Below are 22,876 nucleotides of genomic sequence, written 5' to 3' on the forward strand. Positions count from 1 at the left end.
CAGATACGCCCCCGGGCAATGGCGAAAGGCGCAGGGAGTATCTGCAAAAATGCACACATGACCCAGCCATCGGCTCGGCGACGACCGAGCGCCGATGACCTCCTGGTGCTGCTGGCCGTCGGCCGATCGGGGCGGTACAACGCGGCCGCCGAGGAACTCGGCCTCAACCACACCACGATCTCCAGGCGCATCGCCGCGCTCGAAGAGTCGGTGGGCGGACGGGTGCTGGCCCGCGGCGCGGGCGGATGGGAACTCACCGAACTCGGACGCGACGCCCTGGCCGCCGCGGAGACCATCGAGTCGGCCGTGCGATCACTTGCCGTCGATCCCGCCGGCGAGCGCGCGCTCGAGGGCGTCGTCCGGATCTCGGCCACCGACGGCTTCTCCGCCTACATCGCGGCACCCGCTGCCGCGCGCGTTCAGCGGCAGCATCCGAATGTGGCGGTCGAGATCGTCGCCGCCACCCGCCGTGCGACCCAGCAGAGGTCCGGGCTGGACGTCGAGGTGGTCGTCGGCGAACCCCGTGTCCATCGGGCCAGGGCGATCCGGCTCGGCGACTACTGCCTCGGCCTCTACGGGTCCCGCGACTACCTGGCCGAGCACGGTACGCCGAGGACCGTAGCCGATCTGAGCCGTTATCCGCTGGTGTACTTCATCGACTCGATGTTGCAGGTCGACGACCTCGATGCGGCGACGAGCTTCGCGCCCGCGATGCGCGAATCCGTCACGTCCACGAACGTTTTCGTCCACGTCGAGGCGACCCGCGCGGCCGCGGGCCTCGGGCTGCTGCCCTGCTTCATGGCCGACCGCCACGCCGATCTCGTACGCGTCCTGCGCACCGAGGTTTCGGTGCGGCTGACGTACTGGCTCGTCACCCGAGGAGAAACACTGCGGCGGCCGGAGGTGGCGGCCGTCGTCGACGCTATTCGCGATCGGATGGACGACCAGCACGACGTGTTACTCGGCAAGGGCTAACGTCGTCGGTATGCCGTTCATCGACCACCCGAAGGGTCGGGCCTACTACCGCCACTGGGCGTCGCCGCAGCCCCGCGCGGCGGTGATCTTCCTGCACGGCTTCGGCGAGCACACCGGTCTCTACCACCGTTACGGCTTCGCACTCAACGCCGCGGGCTTCGACCTCTGGGCGGTAGACCAGTTCGGCCACGGGCTCAGCCCGGGCACCCGCGGTGACTTCGGATCGACCGAGGACAGCTCCTCACTGGCCGACGACCTGATCTCGCTCGCCGAAAGCGCCACTCCCGGAATATCGTTGATCGCACAAGGACATTCGTTCGGCTCGATCGTCACGCTGTTCCGGTTGCTCGACCAGCCCGACCGTTACGCCGGCGGTATCGTCTCCGGCGCTCCGCTGGTACCGACGGCGGCGATGCTCGACAACGACACCTCACTGGCCCTCGAGTCGAGTTGGCTGTCCGAGGACCCGTTCTACCTCGACCTGCTGGCGAACGATCCATTGACGTTCGTCGACGCCGACGGTGTGGCGCTGGTGCGGGAGCTCGACCGGGCCTGGGACCGGTTCGGCGCGGTGCTGCCGAAGCTGACGGTGCCGACACTGGCCGTGCACGGTTCAAACGACCCCCTCGCCCAGGTCGGGGCGGTACGTGCCTACGCCGAGCAGATCGACGCGCTGCGCCTCGCCGAGTTCGAGGGGGCTCGTCACGACATTCTGAACGAGACCATGCACCAAGAGGTCGCGGCCGCGATCGTCGACTTCATCGACGGGTTGTTGTAGCGCGCCTACAACCAGGTGTCGTCGGTGGTCGCGGTGAGGAAGGCCTCGAGATCGTCACGCCATTGGGCGGGCGTGTTCTTCTCCGGCTCGATACCGGTGTACTGCCCGCGGTAGAAAAGCAGCGGCCGCGGCTTGCGGTGCGGGACGTCCGACAGCGAATGCACGGCGCCGAATACGACGTAGTGGTCGCCTCCGTCGTGCACCGAATGCACCGAGCAGTCGATGTGAGCGAGCGTGCCTTCGATGACCGGCGAGCCGAGTTTGGACTGATACCACTCGATTTCGGCGAACTTGTCGGGTTCCTTCGAGCCGAACCGCGCCGAAACGTCCTTTTGATTCTCGTGCAGCACGTTCACGCAGAAATTACCGCTGGTCTCGATCGCCTGCCACGACCGCGACATCTTCGTCGGGCAGAACAGCACCAGCGGTGGATCCAGGCTCAGCGCGGCGAACGACTGGCACGCGAACCCGACCGGCACGCCGTCGTGGATCGTCGTGATCACCGTGATGCCCGTACAGAACTGTCCGAGCACGCTGCGGAATGTGCGCGGATCGATCGGTTCGGCCGCCATTATCGAGTGATCTTCACCGTCACTTGAAGCCGACGCTGAAGTCGTGGCCCCATAGGCTGACCGCGGTACTTTCCCGCGCGACCCAGTCTTCATTCTCGACTTGCAAACCCTCACAACCGAACTCGACGTCAAAGCCGCCCGGCGTCTTCATGTAGAACGACAGCATCTTGTCGTTGACGTGGCGACCCAGCGTCGCCGACATCGGCACCTTGCGCCGCAACGCGCGGTCCAGACAGAGCCCGACATCGTCGGCGCTTTCGACCTCGACCATCAGGTGAACGATGCCGCTCGGCGTCTCACCCGGCATGAACGCCAGGCTGTGGTGGCGCGGGTTGACCCCGAGGAAGCGCAGCCACGCGGGCGCGCCGTCGGCGGGCCGTCCGACGAGCTGGGGTGGTAGCCGCATCGAGTCACGCAGGTAGAACCCCAGCACGTCCCGGTAGAAGTGCAGCGTCTCGGCGTCGTCACGGGTGGTAAGCACCACGTGGCCCAGGCCCTGCTGCTCGGTGACGAACTTGTGGCCGTACGGGCTGACGACGCGACGGTGCTCGAGCGCGACACCGTGGAAGACCTCGAGCGTGTTACCGGACGGGTCGTCGAAACGGATCATCTCGTCGACGCGGCGTTCGGCCAACTCGGCAGCCGAGGCCTCCTTGTACGGTACGCCTTCGATGTCGAGGCGGTTCCGGATGTCCTGCAGCTCAGTGGCGTTGGCGGTTTCCCAGCCGGACTGCAGCAACCGGTCGTGTTCTCCTGGCACGATCACCAGCCGGGCCGGGAACTCGTCCATCCGCAGATAGAGCGCACCGTCGGTCTGGCCGGAGCCCTCTACCATGCCGAGTACCTTCAGGCCGTACTCGCGCCACGCCGCGACGTCGGTGGCCTCGATCCGAAGGTAGCCAAGCGATTTGATGGTCATCGCGCAACCTCCTTGGGTTTGACCGTCAGAAAGTCGATGGTGAGCTTGTTGAATTCGTCGAACTTCTCCAGCTGAGCCCAGTGTCCGCACTGCCCGAAGACATGCAGCTGAACCCGCGGAATCTGTTTGAGCGCCACCAGCGCGCCGTCGAGCGGGTTGACGCGATCTTCGCGACCCCAGATCAACAGCACCGGTTGACGCAGCTTGTACACCTCGCGCCACATCATGCCGAGCTCGAAGTCCGCACCCGCGAACGACATTCCCATCGCCTTGGCCGCGGCCAGCGACTCGGGCCGGCTGGCGATCTCGAACCGCTCGTCGATCAGTTCGGGAGTAATCAGGTTCTGGTCGTGAACCATGATGCGCAGGAACTTCTCCATGTTCTCGCGCGTGGGCTCGGCGGTGAACTTGCCCAGCAGCTTGACGCCCTCGGTGGGATCGGGCGCAAAGAGGTTGACCGACAGCCCGCCGGGGCCCATCAGCACCAGCCGGCCCGCCCGCTTGGGGTTGTCGAGCGCGAACCGCACCGCGGTCCCGCCACCGAGCGAGTTACCAACCAGCGCAGCACGTTCGATGCCCAGGTGGTCGAACAGCCCGAGCACCGCGTTCGCGCTGTAGCGGTTGTACTGCTCGTGTTCGGTGTGCTTGTCCGAGTGACCGTAACCGGGCTGGTCAATGGCGATGACGTGAAAGTGCCTGGCCAGCACCGCGATGTTCTTGGAGAAGTTCGACCAACTCGACGCTCCCGGCCCGCCGCCGTGCAGCAACACCACCGTCTCGGAGTGGCCGACACCGGCCTCGTGGTAGTGCAGCCGCATGTCTCGTTCACCGGCGCGGACCTGCGCGTACCGAGACGTCGATTCGAAGGTGACCTCGACCTGCTGCTCGGTCTCCTGGATGTATGAGGTCATCTGGCCTTCCGTTAAACCATCGTGTCTTGCGGCGGCAGCCCGAATTCGTTGTTGCCAAAGATCAGGTAGGCGCGTTCGGGATCGTTGGCGGCATGCACACGCCCGGCATGGGCGTCGCGCCAGAACCGTTGCACCGGTGCGTCGTTACTGAGCGCGGTGGCGCCGGAGGCCTCGAACAGGCGGTCGATCGAGGCGATCGCGCGGCCGGTCGCGCGGACCTGGTCGCGGCGGGCGCGGGCGCGCAACTCGAACGGGATCTCCTCGCCCGCTTTCAGCAGGGCGTACTCGTCGCCGACATTGCCGATCAGCTGGCGCCAGGCCGCGTCGATATCACTGGCGGCCTCCGCGATGCGGATCTTCGCGAACGGGTCGTCCTTGGCCTTCTCCCCCGCGAACGCCGCGCGTACACGCTTGCCCTGATGTTCAACGTGCGCGTCGTACGCGCCGTACGCCATACCGACGATCGGAGCGGAGATGGTGGTGGGATGCACTGTGCCCCAGGGCATCTTGTAGACCGGGGCGGTGTTGGTCTGGAGTCCGCCCGCGGTGCGATCGTTCATCGCCTTGTAGGACAGGAAGCGGTGCCGCGGCACGAACACGTCTTTGACCTTGAGTGTGTTGCTTCCGGTTCCCTTGAGGCCGACCACATGCCAGACGTCGTCGATCTCGTATTCGGAGCGCGGGATCAAGAAGCTCCCGAAGTCGACCGGCTTGCCGTCCTTGATCACCGGACCGCCGACGAACGTCCACGTGGCGTGGTCACAACCGGACGACCAGTTCCACGAGCCGTTGACGATGTAACCGCCGTCGACGACGGTGCCCGCACCCATCGGGGCATACGACGAGGAGATCCGCACGGCCGGGTCCTCGCCCCATACCTCCTCCTGCGCCTTCTGGTCGAACAGCGCGAGGTGCCAGTTGTGGACGCCGATGATCGAACTGACCCAACCGGTCGAACCGCAGGCGCTGGCCAGGCGGCGCACCGCCTCGTAGAAGAGCGTCGGATCGCACTGCATCCCGCCCCACTGCTCGGGCTGAAGCAGCTTGAAGAAGCCGACCTCGTTCAGTTCGTTGACGGTGTCGTCGGGGAGGCGGCGCAGGTCTTCGGTCGCCTGTGCGCGTTTGGCGATCAGCGGCCGGAGGTCGTCGATCCCGGCTAGGACCGACTGCACGTCACGCTGTTCAATGGACGTCACTGATGTGCCTCCCGATAGGACGGACTGCGATGAGCACGCACGCGAAGCGCGAACCGCTTAGCCGTCAGATTAGAACACGTTACGATTCATGTCGAGTAGGGCATACCTGTAGTACCTGGACCTGCACACATGCATTTCTGTAACCTGTTCTAGTTATTGCCCTGGATCGCAGGGCCGGCGGACGTGAGAGGTGGACGCGAAAGTGACCGACGAGCCACTCGGCAGCCACGTGCTCGAGTTGGAACTTGCCGATGTCGTCACCGAGACCGACGATGCGCGCTCGCTGGTGTTCAGCGTGCCCTCCGGTGCCGATATCCCCGCCGAACGGTTGCGATACGCGCCGGGGCAGTTCCTGACCCTGCGCGTGCCCAGCGACCGGACGGGTTCGGTGGCGCGGTGCTACTCGTTGTGCAGTTCCCCGTTCACCGACGACCGGCTGACCGTCACCGTCAAGCGCACCGCCGACGGGTACGCATCGAATTGGTTGTGCGACCACGCGCACGCCGGCATGAAGATCCACGTGCTCGCGCCTTCGGGCACGTTCGTGCCCAAGACGCTGGACACCGACTTCCTGCTGCTGGCCGCGGGTTCCGGGATCACGCCGATGATGTCGATCTGCAAGTCGGCGCTGGCCGAGGGCAGCGGCAAGGTCGTGCTCGTCTATGCCAACCGCGACGAGAAGTCGGTGATCTTCGGCTCGGCGCTGCGTGAGCTGAGTGAGAAGTACCCCGAGCGGTTGGTCGTCGTGCACTGGCTGGAAACGGTGCAGGGTTTGCCGAGCGCGGCGGCGCTGGCCGCTTTGACCGCTCCCTACACGAGCCACGACGCCTACATCTGTGGCCCCGGGCCGTTCATGGCCGCGGCAGAGGAGGCGGTCAAGGGCGCAGGACTGCCCGCCGAACGGGTGCACATCGAGGTGTTCAAGTCGCTGGACTCCGACCCATTCGCGTCGGTGGTCATCGAGGAGGACGAGAGCGACGAGGGGCCGGCCACGGCGATCGTCACGCTCGACGGCGAAACCCACGAGGTGCGCTGGCCTCGCAACGCCAAACTGCTCGACGTGCTGCTGGACAAGGGACTCGACGCGCCGTTCTCCTGCCGCGAGGGCCATTGCGGCGCGTGCGCCGTGCTGAAGAAGAGCGGCGACGTCGAGATGGACGTCAATGACGTCCTCGAGCAGTCCGACCTCGATGAGGGTCTGATCCTGGGCTGCCAGGCCCTACCCCGCTCGGATTCGGTCGAAGTCACCTATGACGAATAGCGCGCGGGCTAGCATTCGCCGCACGTGGAAGGGGAGCAATGTGACGAACCGGTTGACCGGCGTCGCTGCGGCGATCTCGGCGGTGCTGCTGGCGCTGACGCTCATGGCACCCACCCCGACGGCGGCCGCGGCCGTCGACACCGCGGACTCGTCGATCCCGGTCGACCCCGGCACCAACCTCGAGATGCACGCGACCGCGAACTGCATCGCGGCCGAGGCCAAGTGCTTGTTCGACGCCAGGGCCAATCTGCGCCGCGGCCCGGACGTTCTCGGCTTCCCCGGCGACCTGTGGGCCCGCCAGACCACCACGCTGCGCACCATGGACCGGGGCGTGTACGTCGGAAACTTCAACTTCGACGCCCCGAACACCCGGTCGTTCAAATCGCTCACCGACGTGGAGTTCACGACCATCTACTTCGGGGGCGGACCGCCCGAGAAGTTCCAGCTCCGCGGGATCGCCTGGCCGGTCGATCAGCGCACGGGAGCGCCGCGCACCGACGTTCCCTTGATCGTGTGCTCGCACATCCAGGTGGTCTACAGCGGGGTCAACATCACCTCGCCGGACGCGTGCGCGCAGGCCTCGTTCAGTTAGCGGGGTAGGCCCAGAAGCCGTTCACCCGCGAGGGTGAGCAGGATCTGCTCGGTGCCGCCCGCGATGGTCAGGCAGCGCGTGTTGAGGAAGTCGAACACCGTCGAGTTCTCGACCACGCCGCCACCTTCGGACAGTTCCATCCGCAGTTCGGCCAGCGCCTGCCGGTAGCGCACGCCGATCAGCTTGCGCGCGCTGGCCTGCGGGCCCGGATCCTGCCCTCCCACAGCGAGTTCGGCGATCTTCTGATCCAGCAGTGAGCCGACCTGAGCCGCCACGATCAACGAACCCAAGCGGTCCTGACCGGCCACGTCGAAGTCCAGCGTGGCGACCTGCTTGAGCAACTCCTCCATCGGGTTGCCGAGCGCGGTGCCGTGAGCCATCGCGACCCGCTCGTTGGCCAGCGTGGTGCGGGCCAGCCGCCATCCGTCGTTGACCTGACCGACGACCATCTCGTCGGGCACGAACACCTCGTCGAAGAACACCTCGTTGAACAGGTTGTCGCCGGTGATCTCGCGCAGCGGGCGGATGTCGATGCCCGGCGACTTCATGTCGACCAGAAAGTACGTGATCCCCTTGTGTTTCGGCGCGTCCGGGTCGGTGCGCGCCAGGCAGACGCCCCACGCGGCCTTGTGCGCCGCGGAGGTCCACACCTTCTGGCCGGTCAAATTCCAACCCGGGCCCTTTGCGCCGCCCGCGGTCGCGCCGTCGACGCGTACGGCTTTGGTGCGCAGCGCGGCCAGATCCGATCCGGCGCCCGGCTCGGAGAACAGCTGACACCACAGCAGTTCGCCGCGCAGCGTCGCGGGGACGAACTGTTCGATCTGTTCGGGGGTGCCGTGTTCGAGAATCGTTGGCGCAGCCCACCATCCGATCACCAGGTCGGGCCGGGTGACACCGGCGGCCGCCAACTCCTGGTCGATCAGCAGCTGTTCGGCGGGCCCGGCCCCGCGGCCGTATGGCTTGGGCCAGTGCGGCGCCTGCAGGCCCGCGTCGGCGAGTGCGGCCTGCTGCTTCTCGACGGGCAGGGCAGCGACTTCCGCGACGGCAGCGGCAATCTCGGGTCGCAGACCCTCAACCGATTCGAGGTCGATACGCAGATCCCGGCGCACACCCTGTTGCGTCAACGCCGCGACCCGGCGCAGCCAGCGCGGCGCTCCGCCGAGGAAGTGCGAAATGCCGTAGGCGCGGCGCAGATACAGATGCGCGTCGTGCTCCCAGGTGATCCCGATGCCGCCCAGCACCTGGATGCAGTCCTTGGCGTTGGCCTTGGCGGCCTCGATTCCGACCGCAGCCGCCACCGCAGCGGCGATCGAGAGCTGGTTCTCGTCGCCTTCCAAAACGGCTCTAGCCGCATCCATGGCGGCCACCGAGGCCTGCTCGGACCGCAGAAGCATCTCCGCGCACATGTGCTTGATGGCCTGGAAGCTGCCGATGGGCTTGCCGAACTGCTCGCGCACCTTCGCGTACTCGGTCGCGGTCTGCAGCGCCCAGCGGGCCAGACCCGCGGCCTCGGCCGCCATCACGGCCGCGGCGACGTCGATCACTCGCTGCGCCGGAGCGCTGACCGCCTCGGCAGGCGCGGACTCGAGAACGACCCGCCCAAGCGGCCGGGAGAAGTCGGTGGCCTTCAGCGGCTCGACGGTCACGCCGTCCGCGCCGGCATCGACCGTGACGAAGACGTCGCCCGCCGGCAGCAGCAGCACCCCCGCCTGATCGGCGCCGAGCACGTAGTCCGCGGTGCCCGAGGCGCGGCCGTCGGCGAAGCGCAGGTCGGCCGTCAACGCCGCCCCGGCAACCCGCTCACCCGAAGCCAGCGCCTGCAGCACTTCCGGCGATTCGAGCACGAGCGTGGCCAGTGCGGTCGTCGCTACCGGGCCGGGCACCAGCGAGGCCGCCGCCTCGTCGACCATCGCGCACAGGTCGTCGACCGTGCCGTCGGCGCCGCCGTGCGCCTCCGGTAACGCCACCCCGAAGATCCCCAGTTCGGCGATCCCCGCATAGGCCCGGCGCCAGGCGTCCGCCTGCCCCTGCTCGACGTCTCGCGCGGCGGTGACGACGTCAGAAGCTGTTGCCCAGTCACGCACCAGCTCCCTTACGGCTGCCTGGTCGTCGGCAATGGTCCCCGGGGATGCGAGCGACACCGTCCACTCCTAGCTATTGGGTGAGAAGGCGGTGCTCCTCACTAGAACGTGTTCTAATAGTGCCAGCGACCGACCGTCAAGTCGACCGCCATTACAGCAGGACACATCGGTGCCATCGGCGACATCGGGGTGAGAAAAAGTGCATCGGCATGCGTATCGTTTCCAACGAGAACGCGTAACGAAGGAGAAGCCCGCCGCATGTCCGGCCCGTCCCAGCCAGCAGCCGCCAACCCGGGCTCGGGGTCGGAATCTCGACCACGTCAGGTGATGAACGTCGCGGTCCTGTCCGAGTCAGAGCTCGGCTCAGAAGCCCAGCGCGAGCGCCGCAAGCGCATCCTGGACGCGACGCTGGCCATCGCCTCCAAGGGCGGCTACGAAGCCGTCCAGATGCGGGCCGTTGCCGAACGGGCCGATGTCGCGGTCGGCACCCTCTACCGGTACTTCCCGTCCAAGGTGCACCTGCTGGTGTCCGCACTGGGTCGCGAGTTCGAGCGCATCGACGCCAAGACCGACCGCGCCTCGCTGGCCGGTGGCACGCCGTATCAGCGGCTGAACATCATGGTGGGCAAGCTCAACCGCGCGATGCAGCGCAATCCGTTGTTGACCGAGGCGATGACGCGAGCGTTCGTGTTCGCCGACGCGTCGGCGGCCGGTGAGGTCGACCACGTCGGCAAGCTGATGGACTCGATGTTCGCCCGCGCCATGAGCGACGGTGAGCCCACCGAGGACCAGTACCACATCGCGCGCGTCATCTCCGATGTCTGGCTGTCCAACCTGCTCGCCTGGCTGACCAGGCGGGCCTCGGCAACCGACGTCAGCAAGCGATTGGACCTCGCGGTGCGGCTGCTGATCGGCGACGGAGAGCACCCCAAGATCTGATTCGGAGGGCAGGAGCGTAGCGACCCGGGATGATGGTCTAGTGCTTCCAGCCGATCTGCAGCGCGCGCTCACTTCGGCTGCTGCGGCGCCACGGCTGCTGATCACCTCCGATTTCGACGGCACGCTGGCGCCGATCGTCAGTAATCCGGGCGACGCCCGGCCACTCGCCGAGGCCGCGGACGCATTGGTCGCGCTCGCCGACCTGCCCGACACGGCTTCCGCACTGATCTCCGGACGCGCGCTCGAGGTGCTGCGCGAGTTGTCGGGGATGCCGCCTGCGGTGCATCTCGTCGGCAGCCACGGTGCCGAGTTCGACACGGGCTTCACGCACGAGGTCGACGACGTTGCGCTGCAGCGCATCACGTCGGAGCTGCTAAAGATCGCCTCGGGTAAGCCGGGTGTCACGGTCGAGACCAAACCGGCCAGCGTCGCGCTGCACGTGCGCAACGCCTCGGCAGACGACGGCGCGGCCGCGCTCGCCGCGGCTCGCGAGGCGTCGACCGACTGGGATGCCCAGCTGACCGAAGGCAAGGAAGTGCTGGAGTTCGCGGTGATCCAGACGGATAAGGGCGAGGCGATCGACATCCTGCGAGAGCAGGAGAACGCGAACGCCGTGGTGTTCTTCGGCGACGACGTCACCGATGAGAAGGCGTTCCGTCGTCTTCGCGGTGACGACGTCGGAGTGAAGATCGGGCCGGGTGACACGTTGGCGGCCTATCGCGTCGAATCGCCGCAAGACGTTGCGGCAGCGTTGGTTTACCTGCTCGACGCGCGCCGCTCGCAATCGGGTTGACGTGCTGACCGACGCCGAGATCGCCGAGCGGACCGCTTCCGCAGTCGCCGCGGCCGTTGCCGCCGGGGCCGACCTCGGCCTGCGCAGCGACGATCCCCGCGTGCTCTACGACGTGTTCTCCGTGATCGTCCACCTTCATCCCGAGCCGGTCGTCGTCCGGGTGCCCACGGTCCTGCCGCCGTCGTACACCCGAAATCCGGATGTGCAGACCAGACAACAGCGCGCAGAGCTCGCCGTCACCAGATGGCTCGCCGAGCGCGGGCATCCGGTAGTGGCACCGACCCCACTGGTTCCCGCCGAACCTGTTCGCCGCGACGGGTTTTCGATGACATTCTGGCAGTTCGTCGAGCAGGTCCCCGATACGAACCCGGATTTGAGTCACCGCATGGAGCAGACCGCGCAGCTACACGCCGCGTTGCGCGACTACGACGGGGAGCTGGATTTCTGGGCGCCGTTCGGCTCCTACATACCGGAGGGGCTGGCGGCGTTGAGGAACCTGCCCGACCTCATTCCGACATCCGATCTCGAACGGGCGCAACGCGAATGGGATGTCATCGGCCCAGCGTTGACCTCGCGCGCGGCCTTTCAGTCCGCGTTCCCCGGCGTCGGCGTTCAGCCCATTCACGGTGACGCGCCATACCACAACATGATCACCACACCGGACGGCGAGATGTGGTCGGACTTCGAACTCGTGACGCTCGGTGCGGTCGAATCGGACCTCGCGATGGTGGGCGCCGACGCCCTCGCCGCCTACGACGCGGCGGCGGTCTCCATAGGGTTGCGCCCGACCGATGAACGTGTTCTGCGGATCACCGAGGCGGCCGGCAGGCTCGCGATGGTCGCGGCGCTGGCGATGGCTCCCGAGCTGCCGGTGCTCACGTCGGGTATCGCACCGATGGTCCAGCAGTGGCGGGCATCCCCGCCGGTCACCGCGCTCTAGGCGGGCGGTCCCGCCGTGCGGCCCCGGACCAGCTCGGTGTCGAGGACTTCCACGACCGGCAGACCCGATCGTGGCGGGTGGTGCAGCAGCCGTCCCGCCCGGCGACCCTTCTCGATGCTGGGCTGTGCGACGGTGGCCAGACCGCGCCGCAGCGCCTCTGGCACTCCGTCGAATCCGGTGACCGTCATCTCGCCGGGAACGTAGATGCCTCGCGCCCGTAGGTAATCCATCGCCGAGAGGGCCAGTACGTCCGCAGTGCACATCAATGCGGTGAGCCGGGGATTGGCGGTCAAGGCGACTGCCGCGGCCGCCCCGCCCGACGTCGGCAGGTGCTCGTAGCTCTCCACCACGGTCAGCGATTCCGGGTCGAGCCCGGCTGCACTCATCGCGTCACGAACCCCTGCGATGCGCTCGCGCTGTACGTGAAAATGCGGAGTCTGCAGTCGTTGCGGGTCGGCCACCGTGGGCCCTGCCCCGCCCTTCGGCCGATCCCGGCCCAGCCGCATCGTCAGCAGGCCGATCTCCCGATGACCCAGCTGCACAACGTGTTCGGCGAGTTGGCGCATGGCGCCACGGTCGTCGATGGACACGCGCGAGGCACCGGGTACGTCCTTGGGCTGGTCGATCACCACCATCGGGAGGTGCCGCTGCTGGACGGTCGCGAGATACGGGTCGTCGTCGGAGGCCGAATAGACTGCGAAACCGTCCACCCCGGCAGCGAGGATCGCCGCCGTCCCGTCGCTGACGCTGCGGTTGGGGCCGATCGCGACGAGCAGCAGTCCCTGCCCGGCCTCTTCACACGACTCGGCCAAGCCGGCCACGAAGTCGAGTGCGGCTGGATCGCTGAAGGAATAGTTGAGCGGTTCGGTGATCATCAGACCGACCGCACCGGCCTTGCGGGTGCGCAGCGAACGCGCCACCGGGTCGGGGCCGGGGTATCCCAGCCGCTTCGCGGTGGCCAGTACGCGATCGCGGAGTTCGGCCGACAACTGGTCGGGCCGGTTGTAGGCGTTGGAGATCGTGGTGCGGGAGACCTTCAGTTCGGCGGCCAGAGAAGCCAGCGTGGCACGCCGTCGCGGCGTGGGACTCCTCGGCATGCTCCGTGAGGGTAGCCGACCGCGGCTCAAGCTCAGGTGACCAGCACCTGATCGGCGGTTCGTCGCAGCCCGCGCTGCCCGGCCCACACCACCGCCCAGACGCTGCACGCGATCGTCACGATCACGAAGCTGGGCGGTGCGTTGAACATCGCCGAGAGCCCAAGACCCACCCACACCGCTGCGAGGCTGAACGCCGTGGACAGGGCGATCGCCTTGCCCGGTCGCGGTGTCAGCATGATCGCCGCCGCAGCGGGACTGACCACGAGCGCGAACAGCAGCAGCGTGCCGACTGCCTGCACGGCCATCGTCACCGCCAGGCCGAGCAGCGCCATGAACGCCACCGAAAGCGCGCGCACCGGCACTCCCCTGGCGTCGGCCACCTGGGCGTTGACGGACGTGAACAGCAGCGGCCGGTAGATCAGCGCTATGCACACCGCCAGCACCGCCACCAGCACCGCGAACGTAATGATCTGCTGGCGCGAGATCGCCAGCAGGTTGCCGAACAGGACGTTGGTCAGGGTGCTCGAACTCTTGGTCGCCAGCGAGTTGAAGAACAGCCCGAGACCGGTCGCCATGGCCAGTACGGTTCCCGTGGCCACCTCGCGGTCGGCCGCCCGGCGGCCCAGCGCTCCGATCACCAGGGCGCCGCCGATGCAGAACACGCCGAGCCCCACCCCGACGGGGACGCCGACGAGTACCGCGCCCGTCGCGCCCGGCAGCCCGATGTGAGCGAGCGCGTGGGCTGCGAAGGCGGTGTTGCGCACGACGACGAAGTAACCGATCAGGCCGGCGGCCAGGGCGACGATCGTGCCGCCGATCAACGCGTTGCGCATGAAGGACGACGTGAGGATCTGCCACCAATGGTCTTGGTAGCCAAGCGCGACGATGGTCGTGTTCATCACGGCCTCCGCACGTAGAGATCGCCCTGCGGCGTATGCACGACCTCGACTCGGGTGCCGTAGAGGTGGCTCAGCAGTGTCTCGTCGACGGGGCCGTCGAACGTGTCGAAGTGCGCGTGTCCGTCGAGCAGGTAGATGGCGCTGGTCAACACGCCCAGCAGTGGGTTTAGGTCATGTGCGACGACCAGGATCGTCACCCCGAACTCCTTGCTGATCCGCTCGAGCACGGCGATGATCTCGCGTTGGCTGCGCAGATCGAGTGCGGCCAACGGCTCGTCGAGGATCAACATGCGGGGCTTGGAGACCAGCGCCTCGGCCAGCGCGACCCGCTGGCGCTGGCCGCCCGAGAGTTGGGAGAGCCGTTTGTGCGCCACCGCGGTCGCGTCGACGGCGGCGAGCACCTCGTCCACGCGACGGTTGTCTTCACGACTCGGCCACCCGACTCCCCACCGGTGCCCGACGAGGCCGAGCATCACGGCGTCGCGCGCCCGGATCGCCTCGCCGGAGGCCGACGCGTAGTTCTGCGGGACGTAACCGATCGACTTGTTGAGCGCACCGGCCGGTTGGCCGAAGACGCGGACGTGTCCGGACGCCGGCGGCACCAGACCGAGCACGATCTGCAGCAGCGTCGTCTTTCCGGCCCCGTTCGACCCGATGACGGCCACGATGCCGCCGGCGGGGACCTCGAACGTCGCCTCCGACCAGATCAGCCGCCCGCCGCGCGCCGCGCTGACGTCCTCGAAGGTCAGCGCCGTCTGCTCGACGTCGGGCTCGGCCTCAGGTTCGGAACTAGGTTGCGGCACCGAGCGCCTCGCCGAGTGCGATCAATTGGTCGATCTGCCAGCTCTGGAACGAATCGGCGTCGGGCGGCAGTGTCTCGGTGATCTCGACCACCGGAACCCCCGACTGTTCGGCCGCTGCCCGAAGCTGTTGCGGGACAGAGCCTTCGGTCTGCACGTTGTAGACCAGGACGTCAACGCCGCGATCGGACAACAGTTGTAAGAAGGCGTCGAGGTCGGCCGGGGACGGTTCGGAGTCGTTGGACGATGCGACCTGATAGCCGCGCGGGGTGCGGTTGGCCAGACCGAGCGCCGCACCCATGTCATCGAATGACGTCTCGGTCGCCGCATAGCTCTTGCCGGACGCTTTGGCCCTCAGGGAATCAATGAGCTCATGGTACGGCTTGAGGTTCTGCGCGAGCGCGACGCGACGTTCGTCGAAGTAACCCGCCGCCTCCGGCGCGAGTTGGCGTAGTCGCGCGGTGACCGCGTCGGCCAGCGCAGTCACCGCGGCGGGGTCGTACCAGGCGTGGGGGTTGGCCCCGTCTTCGTGGTCGACGGCCATCGCCGCCACGACCGGCGCGTCCGGGGCCGTGCTCGCGGCGAGCTTGACCGCCCACTCGTCGTAGTGACCTCCGTTGAGGACCACGAGCTGCGCCCCGTCGAACTTCGCCGCATCCGACGGTGCGGGCTCGAAGTCATGGGGGTCGGCCGCCGAGCCGGCCAGCACCGTGGAGACCTCCGCGCAGGCACCGCCCAACTGGGAGACGATGTCACCCCACTGATCCACGCTGACGACGACGTCGACCGGCCGGACCGGACACGGAGCGGTACTCGTCTCCTGGGCTCGCTCGTCACTGCCGGCGCACGCCGCCAAAGCCAACGGCGCGGCCAGCACCGCACCGGCGAGGATCGTGCGGGCAATGCGGGGGGTCATCACACCGATAACGATAACCGTTTCCATTAGTGGGCGCTGCCCGGACCGCGCGGCCGGCGTCACGGCGGTCCCCGAATGTCTAAGCTGGCCGCGTGAACCAGCACGCGTTCGACGTCGAAGAACGCCGCGCGGTTTATCGGGTGATCGCCGAACGCCGCGACATGCGCCGGTTCCTGCCCGGCACGCAGATACCCGAAGACGTACTGGTGCGGCTGCTGCAGGCCGCACACGCCGCACCGAGCGTCGGCCTGATGCAGCCATGGCGATTCGTCCGGATCACCGACGACCGGTTGCGGGCACGCATCCATGACCTCGTCGACGAGGAGCGTGTGCGGACCGCCGAGGCGTTGGGGCCACGTGGAGAGGAGTTCCTGGCTCTCAAAGTTGAAGGGATCCTGGAGTGCGCCGAGCTCCTCGTCGTCGCGCTGGGCGACGGCAGACACGAGCATGTGTTCGGGCGTCGCACCCTTCCACACATGGATTTGGCCTCGGTCTCCTGCGCGATACAGAACCTGTGGCTCGCCGCGCGCGCAGAGGGGCTCGGCATGGGCTGGGTGTCGATCTTCGAACCGGACAGGCTCGCCGAGTTGCTCTGCATGCCGAACGGCGCTGAGCCCGTGGCGATCCTGTGTCTCGGCCCGGTCCCCGAGTTTCCGGATCGTCCCCAGCTCGAGATCGACGAATGGACGACTGGACGCCCGTTGACCGAATTCGTCGCCGAAAACCGTTGGCCGTCATCGACATCCGCGGAGTCACCGACATGAGAACCGTCGACATGAATGCCGACCTCGGTGAGGGCTTCGGGGTCTGGCGCCTCGGCGACGACGATGCCATGCTCGACATCGTCACCAGCGCCAACGTCGCCTGCGGCTTCCACGCCGGCGACCCGGCCCTGCTCGTGCGGGCCTGCCGAGCGGCGGCCGAGCGCGACGTGCGGATCGGCGCGCAGGTCAGCTATCGCGATCTGCCCGGCTTCGGCCGCCGGTTCATCGACGCGACACCCGAGGATCTCAAGGCCGACGTGATCTACCAGATCGGCGCGCTACAGGCGATCGCGCACGCTGCCGGATCCACCGTCACCTACGTCAAGCCTCATGGGGCGCTGTACTTCGCGATCGTGACCAACAACGATCAGGCCCGAGCGGTCGCAGAGGCCGTGCACGACGTCGATCCCGCCCTTCCGGTGCTCGGGCTCACCGGCTCGGCGTTCTTCCGCGAGGCCGAACAGCTCGGATTGCGCACGGTGCCCGAGGCGTTCGCCGACAGGGCCTATCGTCCCGACGGCCGGCTGGTGGACCGACGCCAGCGCGGTGCCGTCCTGCACGACACCGACGTCATCGCCGACCGGATCGCGTCGATGGTGTCGGACGGGCGCGTCGACGCGGTCGACGGCTCGACGATTCCGATCACCGTCGATTCGATCTGCGTGCACGGTGACTCACCGGGCGCCGTGCAGATCGCCACGGCGGTACGCGACAGGCTGCTGGCCGAGGGCGTGGAGATCGCCCCCTTCACCTGATTCAGCGCAACGCACAGTCTCCGCACTTCGATCCGTCGCTCACGCGGTAGTACAGACAGCAGCTTCGGCGACGAAACGCCAAGTTGTATTTGACCGTTCCGGTTCCGGTGAGTCTGCCGGTCTCCAGCAGAGACCGCGCCAGGGCGGTCGCGGAATCGCGCAGCTGCGGTCGCACCGAGTAGAGCGCTCTGGTCGCGGCCACTAACGCCGAGGCGATGTTGCCGTAGAGCAGGCCGGGTGCGACCTTGACACGCAGCCCGTCGGCCAACCGCTCCAGGTGCTCCTCGACGACGAGGCGGTACAGCGCGGCCGACGGATCCCCGACGATCTGAGCACCTTCGGGAGCAGGAACTCTCAGCGCTGGGCTGTCCTCCGCACGTTGCAGGCTCGTGAGGTCGGGGACCACCCCGTATGTGACGGCGCACGCGAGCACCGGTGACCACAGCCTCGACGCGTGGCTCAACTGCACCGCCGACGCGCTGATGCGAAGGTCGCTCGTGCGGTAGCGTTTAGCCGTCACCTCGATCAGGTCCTGGTATCCGTCGGTGTAGCACGCGTTCACCGGCCGCCAACCCGCTTCGGCGCCCCCATGGGCGATGGCAAAGAACCCTCCGAAGCGGGTGATCTCGGTGAGTTGAGCGTCGATCCTCACCGGGTCCGCTCCTTGGGTGTCACGTCGACCCGGATTCGATCGGTGCCCGCATCGAGGCCGACCCTGGCCGCGACGCCGTAGACCTCGGCGAGCATGCCCTCGGTCAGGACCTGTGCGGGAGTGCCGATCGACACCACGCGGCCGGTATCGAGGACGCAGACCCGGTCGCAGTATGCCGCAGCGAGATTGAGGTCGTGCAATGCCGCGATGACGGTGGTGCCGGTGTTCCGTAGCAGGTGCAGAGCATCGTGCTGGTGGCGCAGATCGAGGTGGTTGGTCGGCTCGTCCAACACGATCGTGTCGGTCCTCTGTGTAAGCGCACGAGCGATCATCACGCGCTGCTTCTGACCACCCGAGAGCCGGTCGAACGGTTCGTTCGCCAGACCGGATACCTCCACCGATTCGAGCGCCTCGGCGATGATGCGGCGATCGTCGGTGTTGTCACCGTCGAACGCGCGCTTGTACGGGGTCCGGCCCATCGCGACCACGTCGAACACCGTGAGCGCGAAATCGCCCGGCGCGTCCTGCAACACCGCCGCGATGCGGCGCGCCGCGCGCTTGGCCGACATCTGCCAGACGTCGTCGCCGCCGACCAGCACGCGCCCCGATGTCGGCCGCTGAGCGCGGTAGAGCGTGCGCAACAGCGTGGTCTTACCGGCGCCGTTGGGTCCGACGACCGCCACCATCTCACCGCGCTCCGCCCGCATGAAGACGTTGCGGATCAACGTCTTTCGCCCCCTCGTCACCGTCACATCGTCGATGAGGACTCCGCCGGTCACGCCGACACCTTGCGCCGCATGAGCCACAGGAAGTACGGGCCGCCGACGAGGGCGGTCAGGACGCCGACCGGCAGTTCCTCCGGTGCGGCGACGGTTCGCGCGGCGATGTCGCACACGATCAGGAACGAGGCCCCGAGCAGCGCGGCCGCGGGCAGGGCGCGACGGTGGTCGGCGCCGACGAGCATCCGCACGATGTGCGGCATGATCAGGCCGACGAATCCGATCGCACCGCTGACCGCGACCATGGCACCCACCATCAACGCGACCACGACGAACATCGCCCCGCGGAAGCGATGAACGTCCAAACCCAGTGCTGCAGCGGCCTCTTCACCGCTGTACAGCAGATTCAGCGGCCGGGTGACGGCGAGCAGCACCGCGATACCGACGGCAACGGCGACAGCCGGGATCCACACCGTCGACCAGGTGGCCCCACCGAGGCCGCCGAGCATCCAGCGCACCGCCGACTGGGCCTTGTGCGGGTCGTCAGAAGTGACGATCAGCAGACTGGCGACGGCCGACAGCACCTCCGCGACCGCGACACCGGCGAGTATCAGTCGCAGCGTGGTCATCCGTCCGCCCGTACGAGCGAGAAAGTAGACGGCGACCAACGCGACCAACGCTCCGAGAAACGCCGCCAGCGGCAGCATGAACACGCCGAGCCCTGCGCCGGCCACCAGCACCGCAACCGCACCCACCGACGCACCCGACGACACACCCAAAAGCATCGGGTCGGCCAACGGGTTGCGCACGACAGCCTGCAGCACCATCCCGCAGCATGCCAGGCCGGCCCCGATGACCGCCGCCAACGCAACCCGGGGTAGCCGTGCGTCGAGCACGATCGAGGCACGCACCGGCGGCCATGTCGGGTCGACCAACATCGGATGGAGCTGGTGGAGCAGGATCTGCCACACCTGCCCGGGCGGAAGGGCCACCGACCCGATGGTGACCCCTGCGGTCGCGCACATCAGAAGGAGCCCCGCGAGCATGGTCAGCACGAGGCCGTAGGGAACGCGTTGCGAGCCCGGGGTCACCGACCGCACCGGCTTGTCCAGGACGACGGCCGTCATCGCGCCTGCTCCGGATGCAGCTGTTCGGCAAGGGATCTGACCGCGTGCCCGACACGCACGCCTGCGGTGATCTCGGACAGCGGCAACACCGCGAAGCGCTGGTCGCGGACGGCAGGTACCCGCTGCAGCAGCGGGTTGTCCTGCAGAAACCGTTTCTTCTGCTCGACCGATTGATCGCCGTAGTCATAGATCAGGATGACCTCGGGCGCCCGTTCGGCGAACTGTTCGAACGAGACGTCGGCCCACACCTTCGGTACGTCGGCGAACAGGTTGCGCCCGCCCGCGGATTCGATGATCTGGTTGCCGATGCCCTGCCCGCCGGAGGTGAACACGGTGGCCTCACCGCTGTCGTAGACGGCCACATCGACCGGTGCCAGGTCGCGCACGCGCTGACGGGTTTCCTGCAGGCTACGCTGCTGGCGTTCGACCACCCACTCGGCTCGGTCGCTGACACCGAATATCCGCCCCATGGTGCGTATTTCGTCGTCCACCGCAGAGAACGTCATCAGCTCAGAAGAGCAGTTCTCAGGGTTGAGGTGGGTGTCGATGCCGACATCGCGCAACCGCTTGCGCCCACGCCCCTCCTTCTCGTCGAATGCGCTTTCCCAACCGCCGTAGACGAAGTCGGGTTCGGCGGCGAGCAGTGTCTCGTACGACGGGTATTCCTCGGCGATCACCGGTATGGCCTCGTAGGCGTCGCGGTATTCGGGCAGCACCTGATCGTCGAGGAATGCGGTGCCCACCATGGACTCCCGAAGTCCCAGCGCCAACATCGTCTCGACCGAGTGCTGGTTCAAGGCCACGGCCCGGCGCGGAGGGCGGTCGTAGGTTGTGGTGATGCCGCAGTTGGTGACGCTCACCGGGAATCCCGCCGCGGCTTCGGCAGCGGTGGTGCCGGCCGGCGGGCTCGCAGTGCCGCACGCGGTAAGCAGCAGCGCCGAGATCACCGCCGCCGCAAGATGTCGACGCGCCATATGCCGTGCCCTCCGTCGTGCGCGGATGCCACGGGAAGCGCTCTCGGTACGCCGAGGTCAGCCTCACCGGGGAAATCCGCCCCAGCCTTATGAGGAGGCGACCGCGGTGAGTATCTGGCTCCCGGCTCGATCGCAAAGACCTCGCCGGTCACAGTGGCGGGACCGCGCCGGATTCACACCGGCTTCCTCGAGTCGCGATCGCCTGTCGGGCATGATCCTGCCACACGGGCGTCGGTGGGCGCTCGTCCCGACGGCTCGGCCGGCTCGGTGAGCCGCTGTCGTTCTGTTGGCGTCGTTGCGCCCCAGATGCCCCATGGCTCCACGGCTGTGAGTGCATACCGCAGGCATTCGGGCTGCACGGGACACGGCCGACAAACTCTTTTCGCCTGTTCTTCGCGTGCTACTCGACGTTGCCCGCGCTCACCTTCGGCCGCGAAGAAGATCTCTGTCGGCAGCCCACGGCACCGTGCGTGCAACAGCCACTGCCGATCGTCTGCGGGGCTGTGCGCCGGACGAGGACAGGCCACCATCAGCGTTCCTCTCGGAAGTCGACGTGGCGGCGGACGGTGGGGTCATACTTGCGCAGCACCAATCGATCCGGGTCGTTGCGCCGGTTCTTGCGTGTGACATATGTGTAGCCCGTGCCGGCCGTCGAACGCAGTTTCACGGTGGGCCTGATATCGGTGCGCGCCATCAGATTTTCTTCCCCTCCTTCCGTAACCGCGCCACGACGGCCTCGACGCCGTCTCGGTCGATGACCTTGATGCCCTTCGCGCTCACCCGCAGTTTGATCCGGCGCGATTCGGACGGCAGGTAATACGTCTTCGTCTGGATGTTGGGACTCCAGCGACGACGCGTGCGTCGGTGCGAATGCGATACCGAGTTGCCGAAACTTGGTGCTCGGCCGGTGACCTGACAGTGCGCGGACATATTCCTCCTTCGGCGGTAACCTAGCGTTAATGAAAATCATTTTCAACTGAGGAAGGGGTCGCTGTGCGCACTCCACTGGTGCTGATCTGCGGGCAAGGCAACACAGAAGGCGTCGCCACCGTGCTGGCCCGGGCGACCGGCACGGTGGTCGTCAGACATGGATACGACGGTCAAGTCGTGGTGCGTACCGTCACGACGTCGTCGGGCACCACGGCTTGGAACATCGAGTTGGTCCGCGGATGCGTGACCTGCACCGTGCGCGAGGACCTACTGGCGCTGCTGCGCCGACTACACCGCCGCGGCGATGTCAATCGCATTGCGGTGCAACTCATGCCATGGCTTGAGCCCGAACCGGTGTGCTGGGCGATCAACAACGTGCGGGTGCACGTGGGTCCTGGCTACATCGACGCACCAGCGGCTCGTGACGTGCGCATCGAGGCGGTGGTGACCTGCGTCGACTCTGCCGTTTGGCTGACTCAGGCGACCGGCGACCACGACCTCGACGACGGACGGACCGTGGCGCAGGTGGCTGTCGGGCAGGCCGAATTCGCCGACACGCTCGTACTGGACCAAGCTCATGCGCAGACACTGAAAGTACTGCGACGGTTGGCACCTCGTGCGCGCCTGACGGTCGGTTCTGAACGCATCGAGATGGCGCTGGCCAACCTCGAGCCTGACAGCAGGCGCGGACGCAGCGACCACCCGCACGACCCGCTGCTCGCCGGACAGCCGTCACTGGATGCCGACGGCGAGATCGGGTTGTTGCTGTTCTCTGCCCGTCGGCCATTCCATCCCCAGCGACTGCACGACGCGCTGGAGGTGCTTCTCGACGGCGTGGTGCGCACGAGGGGACGGCTGTGGTTGGCCAACCGGTTCGACGATGTCATGTGGCTCGAATCAGCCGGCGGAGGTATGCGGTTCGAGTATGCGGGTCGATGGCTGGCCGCAATGAGCGAAACCGAGCGGACCTACGCAGACCCGCAACGTGTTGCGCTCGCTGCCGCCGACTGGGACGGCCGTCTCGGCGACCGTCACGTTTCGATCACCGTGTTGGTGCGCGGAGCGGAACCAGAGGAAATCGTCGACGCGTTACGCGCGGCACTGCTCACCGACGAGGAATGGGCGCGCCCACACGAATGGCCCGCATATGCAGACCCTTTCGGCGACTGGCACGAGGATCCGTGTGACGACAGGGCCGAACATGCCGGCGAAATCAGCAGCCGGCACGAAGGGGAGGATCGGTGAAGGACGCGGTCGACAGTCACGATCGAGCGCACCATAGCGTT

General features: G+C 67.2%; 26 protein-coding genes and 1 riboswitch. Of the genes, 10 read left to right on the forward strand and 16 right to left on the reverse strand.

What is annotated here, in order from left to right; translation table 11 throughout:
* Positions 1 to 18: 18 nt before the first annotated feature.
* Both A5790_RS02370 and A5790_RS02375 read left to right on the forward strand, forming a co-directional pair.
* Positions 19 to 975, forward strand: coding sequence for a LysR family transcriptional regulator (locus tag A5790_RS02370; RefSeq protein WP_066841166.1), 957 nt, complete (start codon positions 19 to 21; stop codon positions 973 to 975).
* Between the two features lie 10 nt (positions 976 to 985).
* Positions 986 to 1,753, forward strand: a complete 768-nt coding sequence (locus A5790_RS02375; RefSeq protein ID WP_066841168.1) for an alpha/beta fold hydrolase — start codon at positions 986 to 988, stop codon at positions 1,751 to 1,753.
* Between the two features lie 5 nt (positions 1,754 to 1,758).
* Here A5790_RS02375 and hsaB read toward each other — a convergent pair whose 3' ends face one another.
* From hsaB to hsaA, 4 genes are read right to left on the reverse strand one after another with little or no spacing between them, the layout of a single operon-like run.
* The gene (gene hsaB / locus A5790_RS02380; protein WP_066841172.1) at positions 1,759 to 2,325 is read right to left on the reverse strand and encodes a 3-hydroxy-9,10-secoandrosta-1,3,5(10)-triene-9,17-dione monooxygenase reductase subunit; all 567 of its coding nucleotides are present in this window, start codon (positions 2,323 to 2,325) and stop codon (positions 1,759 to 1,761) included.
* A gap of 19 nt (positions 2,326 to 2,344) precedes the next feature.
* Entirely contained in the window at positions 2,345 to 3,244 is a 900-nt protein-coding gene (gene hsaC / locus A5790_RS02385; protein WP_066841175.1) for an iron-dependent extradiol dioxygenase HsaC, read from the reverse strand.
* On the reverse strand, positions 3,241 to 4,155 hold the full coding sequence (gene hsaD / locus A5790_RS02390; RefSeq protein WP_066841177.1) for a 4,5:9,10-diseco-3-hydroxy-5,9,17-trioxoandrosta-1(10),2-diene-4-oate hydrolase: 915 nt from the start codon (positions 4,153 to 4,155) through the stop codon (positions 3,241 to 3,243). The genes hsaC and hsaD overlap by 4 nt, the downstream gene beginning before the upstream one ends.
* A gap of 11 nt (positions 4,156 to 4,166) precedes the next feature.
* Entirely contained in the window at positions 4,167 to 5,351 is a 1,185-nt protein-coding gene (gene hsaA / locus A5790_RS02395) for a 3-hydroxy-9,10-secoandrosta-1,3,5(10)-triene-9,17-dione monooxygenase oxygenase subunit (RefSeq protein ID WP_064419296.1), read from the reverse strand.
* 202 nt (positions 5,352 to 5,553) lie between these two features.
* Between hsaA and A5790_RS02400 the strand changes: the two genes are divergently transcribed.
* Complete coding sequence (locus A5790_RS02400) at positions 5,554 to 6,612, forward strand: ferredoxin--NADP reductase (protein WP_066841259.1); 1,059 nt, start codon at positions 5,554 to 5,556, stop codon at positions 6,610 to 6,612.
* A 103-nt stretch (positions 6,613 to 6,715) separates the two neighbouring features.
* A complete protein-coding gene (locus A5790_RS02405; protein WP_064428274.1) occupies positions 6,716 to 7,204 on the forward strand; it encodes a hypothetical protein in 489 nt (162 codons plus the stop codon).
* Here the strand turns inward: A5790_RS02405 and A5790_RS02410 are convergent.
* A complete protein-coding gene (locus A5790_RS02410) occupies positions 7,201 to 9,345 on the reverse strand; it encodes an acyl-CoA dehydrogenase (protein WP_066841179.1) in 2,145 nt (714 codons plus the stop codon). The two genes, A5790_RS02405 and A5790_RS02410, sit on opposite strands and share 4 nt — an antisense overlap.
* A gap of 267 nt (positions 9,346 to 9,612) precedes the next feature.
* Between A5790_RS02410 and kstR the strand changes: the two genes are divergently transcribed.
* The 3 genes from kstR to A5790_RS02425 are packed head-to-tail and all read left to right on the forward strand — an operon-like array spanning position 9,613 to position 11,957.
* Positions 9,613 to 10,224 (forward strand): cholesterol catabolism transcriptional regulator KstR, encoded by a 612-nt coding sequence (gene kstR / locus A5790_RS02415; RefSeq protein WP_197696698.1) that lies wholly within the window; start codon positions 9,613 to 9,615, stop codon positions 10,222 to 10,224.
* 40 nt (positions 10,225 to 10,264) lie between these two features.
* Entirely contained in the window at positions 10,265 to 11,017 is a 753-nt protein-coding gene (gene otsB / locus A5790_RS02420; RefSeq protein WP_066841181.1) for a trehalose-phosphatase, read from the forward strand.
* A 1-nt stretch (position 11,018) separates the two neighbouring features.
* A complete protein-coding gene (locus A5790_RS02425) occupies positions 11,019 to 11,957 on the forward strand; it encodes a phosphotransferase (protein ID WP_066841183.1) in 939 nt (312 codons plus the stop codon).
* Here the strand turns inward: A5790_RS02425 and A5790_RS02430 are convergent.
* The 4 genes from A5790_RS02430 to A5790_RS02445 are packed head-to-tail and all read right to left on the reverse strand — an operon-like array spanning position 11,954 to position 15,669.
* Positions 11,954 to 13,054: a substrate-binding domain-containing protein gene (locus tag A5790_RS02430; protein ID WP_066841185.1), complete on the reverse strand. Its 1,101-nt coding sequence runs from the start codon at positions 13,052 to 13,054 to the stop codon at positions 11,954 to 11,956. The two genes, A5790_RS02425 and A5790_RS02430, sit on opposite strands and share 4 nt — an antisense overlap.
* A 32-nt stretch (positions 13,055 to 13,086) precedes the next feature.
* Positions 13,087 to 13,953 carry a metal ABC transporter permease gene (locus tag A5790_RS02435; protein WP_066841187.1) on the reverse strand — a complete coding sequence of 289 codons (867 nt, stop codon included), beginning with the start codon at positions 13,951 to 13,953 and terminating at the stop codon, positions 13,087 to 13,089.
* On the reverse strand, positions 13,953 to 14,756 hold the full coding sequence (locus tag A5790_RS02440) for a metal ABC transporter ATP-binding protein (protein WP_066841189.1): 804 nt from the start codon (positions 14,754 to 14,756) through the stop codon (positions 13,953 to 13,955). Before A5790_RS02440 ends, A5790_RS02435 begins: the two co-directional genes overlap by 1 nt.
* Complete coding sequence (locus A5790_RS02445) at positions 14,743 to 15,669, reverse strand: metal ABC transporter solute-binding protein, Zn/Mn family (protein ID WP_066841191.1); 927 nt, start codon at positions 15,667 to 15,669, stop codon at positions 14,743 to 14,745. Before A5790_RS02445 ends, A5790_RS02440 begins: the two co-directional genes overlap by 14 nt.
* A 161-nt stretch (positions 15,670 to 15,830) precedes the next feature.
* Here A5790_RS02445 and bluB point away from each other — a divergent pair, with 161 nt between their 5' ends.
* Positions 15,831 to 16,433: a 5,6-dimethylbenzimidazole synthase gene (bluB, locus tag A5790_RS02450; protein WP_231987578.1), complete on the forward strand. Its 603-nt coding sequence runs from the start codon at positions 15,831 to 15,833 to the stop codon at positions 16,431 to 16,433.
* Entirely contained in the window at positions 16,430 to 17,188 is a 759-nt protein-coding gene (locus A5790_RS02455) for a LamB/YcsF family protein (protein WP_066841261.1), read from the forward strand. Before bluB ends, A5790_RS02455 begins: the two co-directional genes overlap by 4 nt.
* Before the next feature lies 1 nt (position 17,189).
* Here A5790_RS02455 and A5790_RS02460 read toward each other — a convergent pair whose 3' ends face one another.
* The 7 genes from A5790_RS02460 to rpmB form a co-directional block, all read right to left on the reverse strand.
* Complete coding sequence (locus A5790_RS02460; RefSeq protein ID WP_066841195.1) at positions 17,190 to 17,840, reverse strand: (2Fe-2S)-binding protein; 651 nt, start codon at positions 17,838 to 17,840, stop codon at positions 17,190 to 17,192.
* Positions 17,837 to 18,619 carry an ABC transporter ATP-binding protein gene (locus A5790_RS02465; RefSeq protein ID WP_066841263.1) on the reverse strand — a complete coding sequence of 261 codons (783 nt, stop codon included), beginning with the start codon at positions 18,617 to 18,619 and terminating at the stop codon, positions 17,837 to 17,839. The genes A5790_RS02460 and A5790_RS02465 overlap by 4 nt, the downstream gene beginning before the upstream one ends.
* Positions 18,616 to 19,686, reverse strand: coding sequence for an iron ABC transporter permease (locus tag A5790_RS02470; RefSeq protein WP_197696697.1), 1,071 nt, complete (start codon positions 19,684 to 19,686; stop codon positions 18,616 to 18,618). Before A5790_RS02470 ends, A5790_RS02465 begins: the two co-directional genes overlap by 4 nt.
* Positions 19,683 to 20,660: an ABC transporter substrate-binding protein gene (locus A5790_RS02475; protein WP_066841197.1), complete on the reverse strand. Its 978-nt coding sequence runs from the start codon at positions 20,658 to 20,660 to the stop codon at positions 19,683 to 19,685. Before A5790_RS02475 ends, A5790_RS02470 begins: the two co-directional genes overlap by 4 nt.
* 108 nt (positions 20,661 to 20,768) lie before the next feature.
* A riboswitch (cobalamin riboswitch) is annotated at positions 20,769 to 20,849 on the reverse strand.
* Complete coding sequence (locus A5790_RS25295) at positions 20,834 to 21,190, reverse strand: WhiB family transcriptional regulator (protein WP_156616940.1); 357 nt, start codon at positions 21,188 to 21,190, stop codon at positions 20,834 to 20,836. It overlaps the preceding riboswitch by 16 nt.
* A complete protein-coding gene (gene rpmG / locus A5790_RS02480; RefSeq protein WP_066841199.1) occupies positions 21,190 to 21,354 on the reverse strand; it encodes a 50S ribosomal protein L33 in 165 nt (54 codons plus the stop codon). The genes A5790_RS25295 and rpmG overlap by 1 nt, the downstream gene beginning before the upstream one ends.
* Positions 21,354 to 21,590: a 50S ribosomal protein L28 gene (rpmB, locus tag A5790_RS02485; protein WP_064425041.1), complete on the reverse strand. Its 237-nt coding sequence runs from the start codon at positions 21,588 to 21,590 to the stop codon at positions 21,354 to 21,356. The genes rpmG and rpmB overlap by 1 nt, the downstream gene beginning before the upstream one ends.
* Before the next feature lie 63 nt (positions 21,591 to 21,653).
* Between rpmB and mrf the strand changes: the two genes are divergently transcribed.
* The gene (mrf, locus tag A5790_RS02490; RefSeq protein WP_066841200.1) at positions 21,654 to 22,835 is read left to right on the forward strand and encodes a ribosome hibernation factor-recruiting GTPase MRF; all 1,182 of its coding nucleotides are present in this window, start codon (positions 21,654 to 21,656) and stop codon (positions 22,833 to 22,835) included.
* Positions 22,836 to 22,876 lie beyond the last annotated feature (41 nt).

Source organism: Mycobacterium sp. 852002-51152_SCH6134967, from assembly GCF_001667105.1.
In the GTDB taxonomy this organism is placed as follows: Bacteria; Actinomycetota; Actinomycetes; order Mycobacteriales; family Mycobacteriaceae; genus Mycobacterium; species Mycobacterium neumannii_A.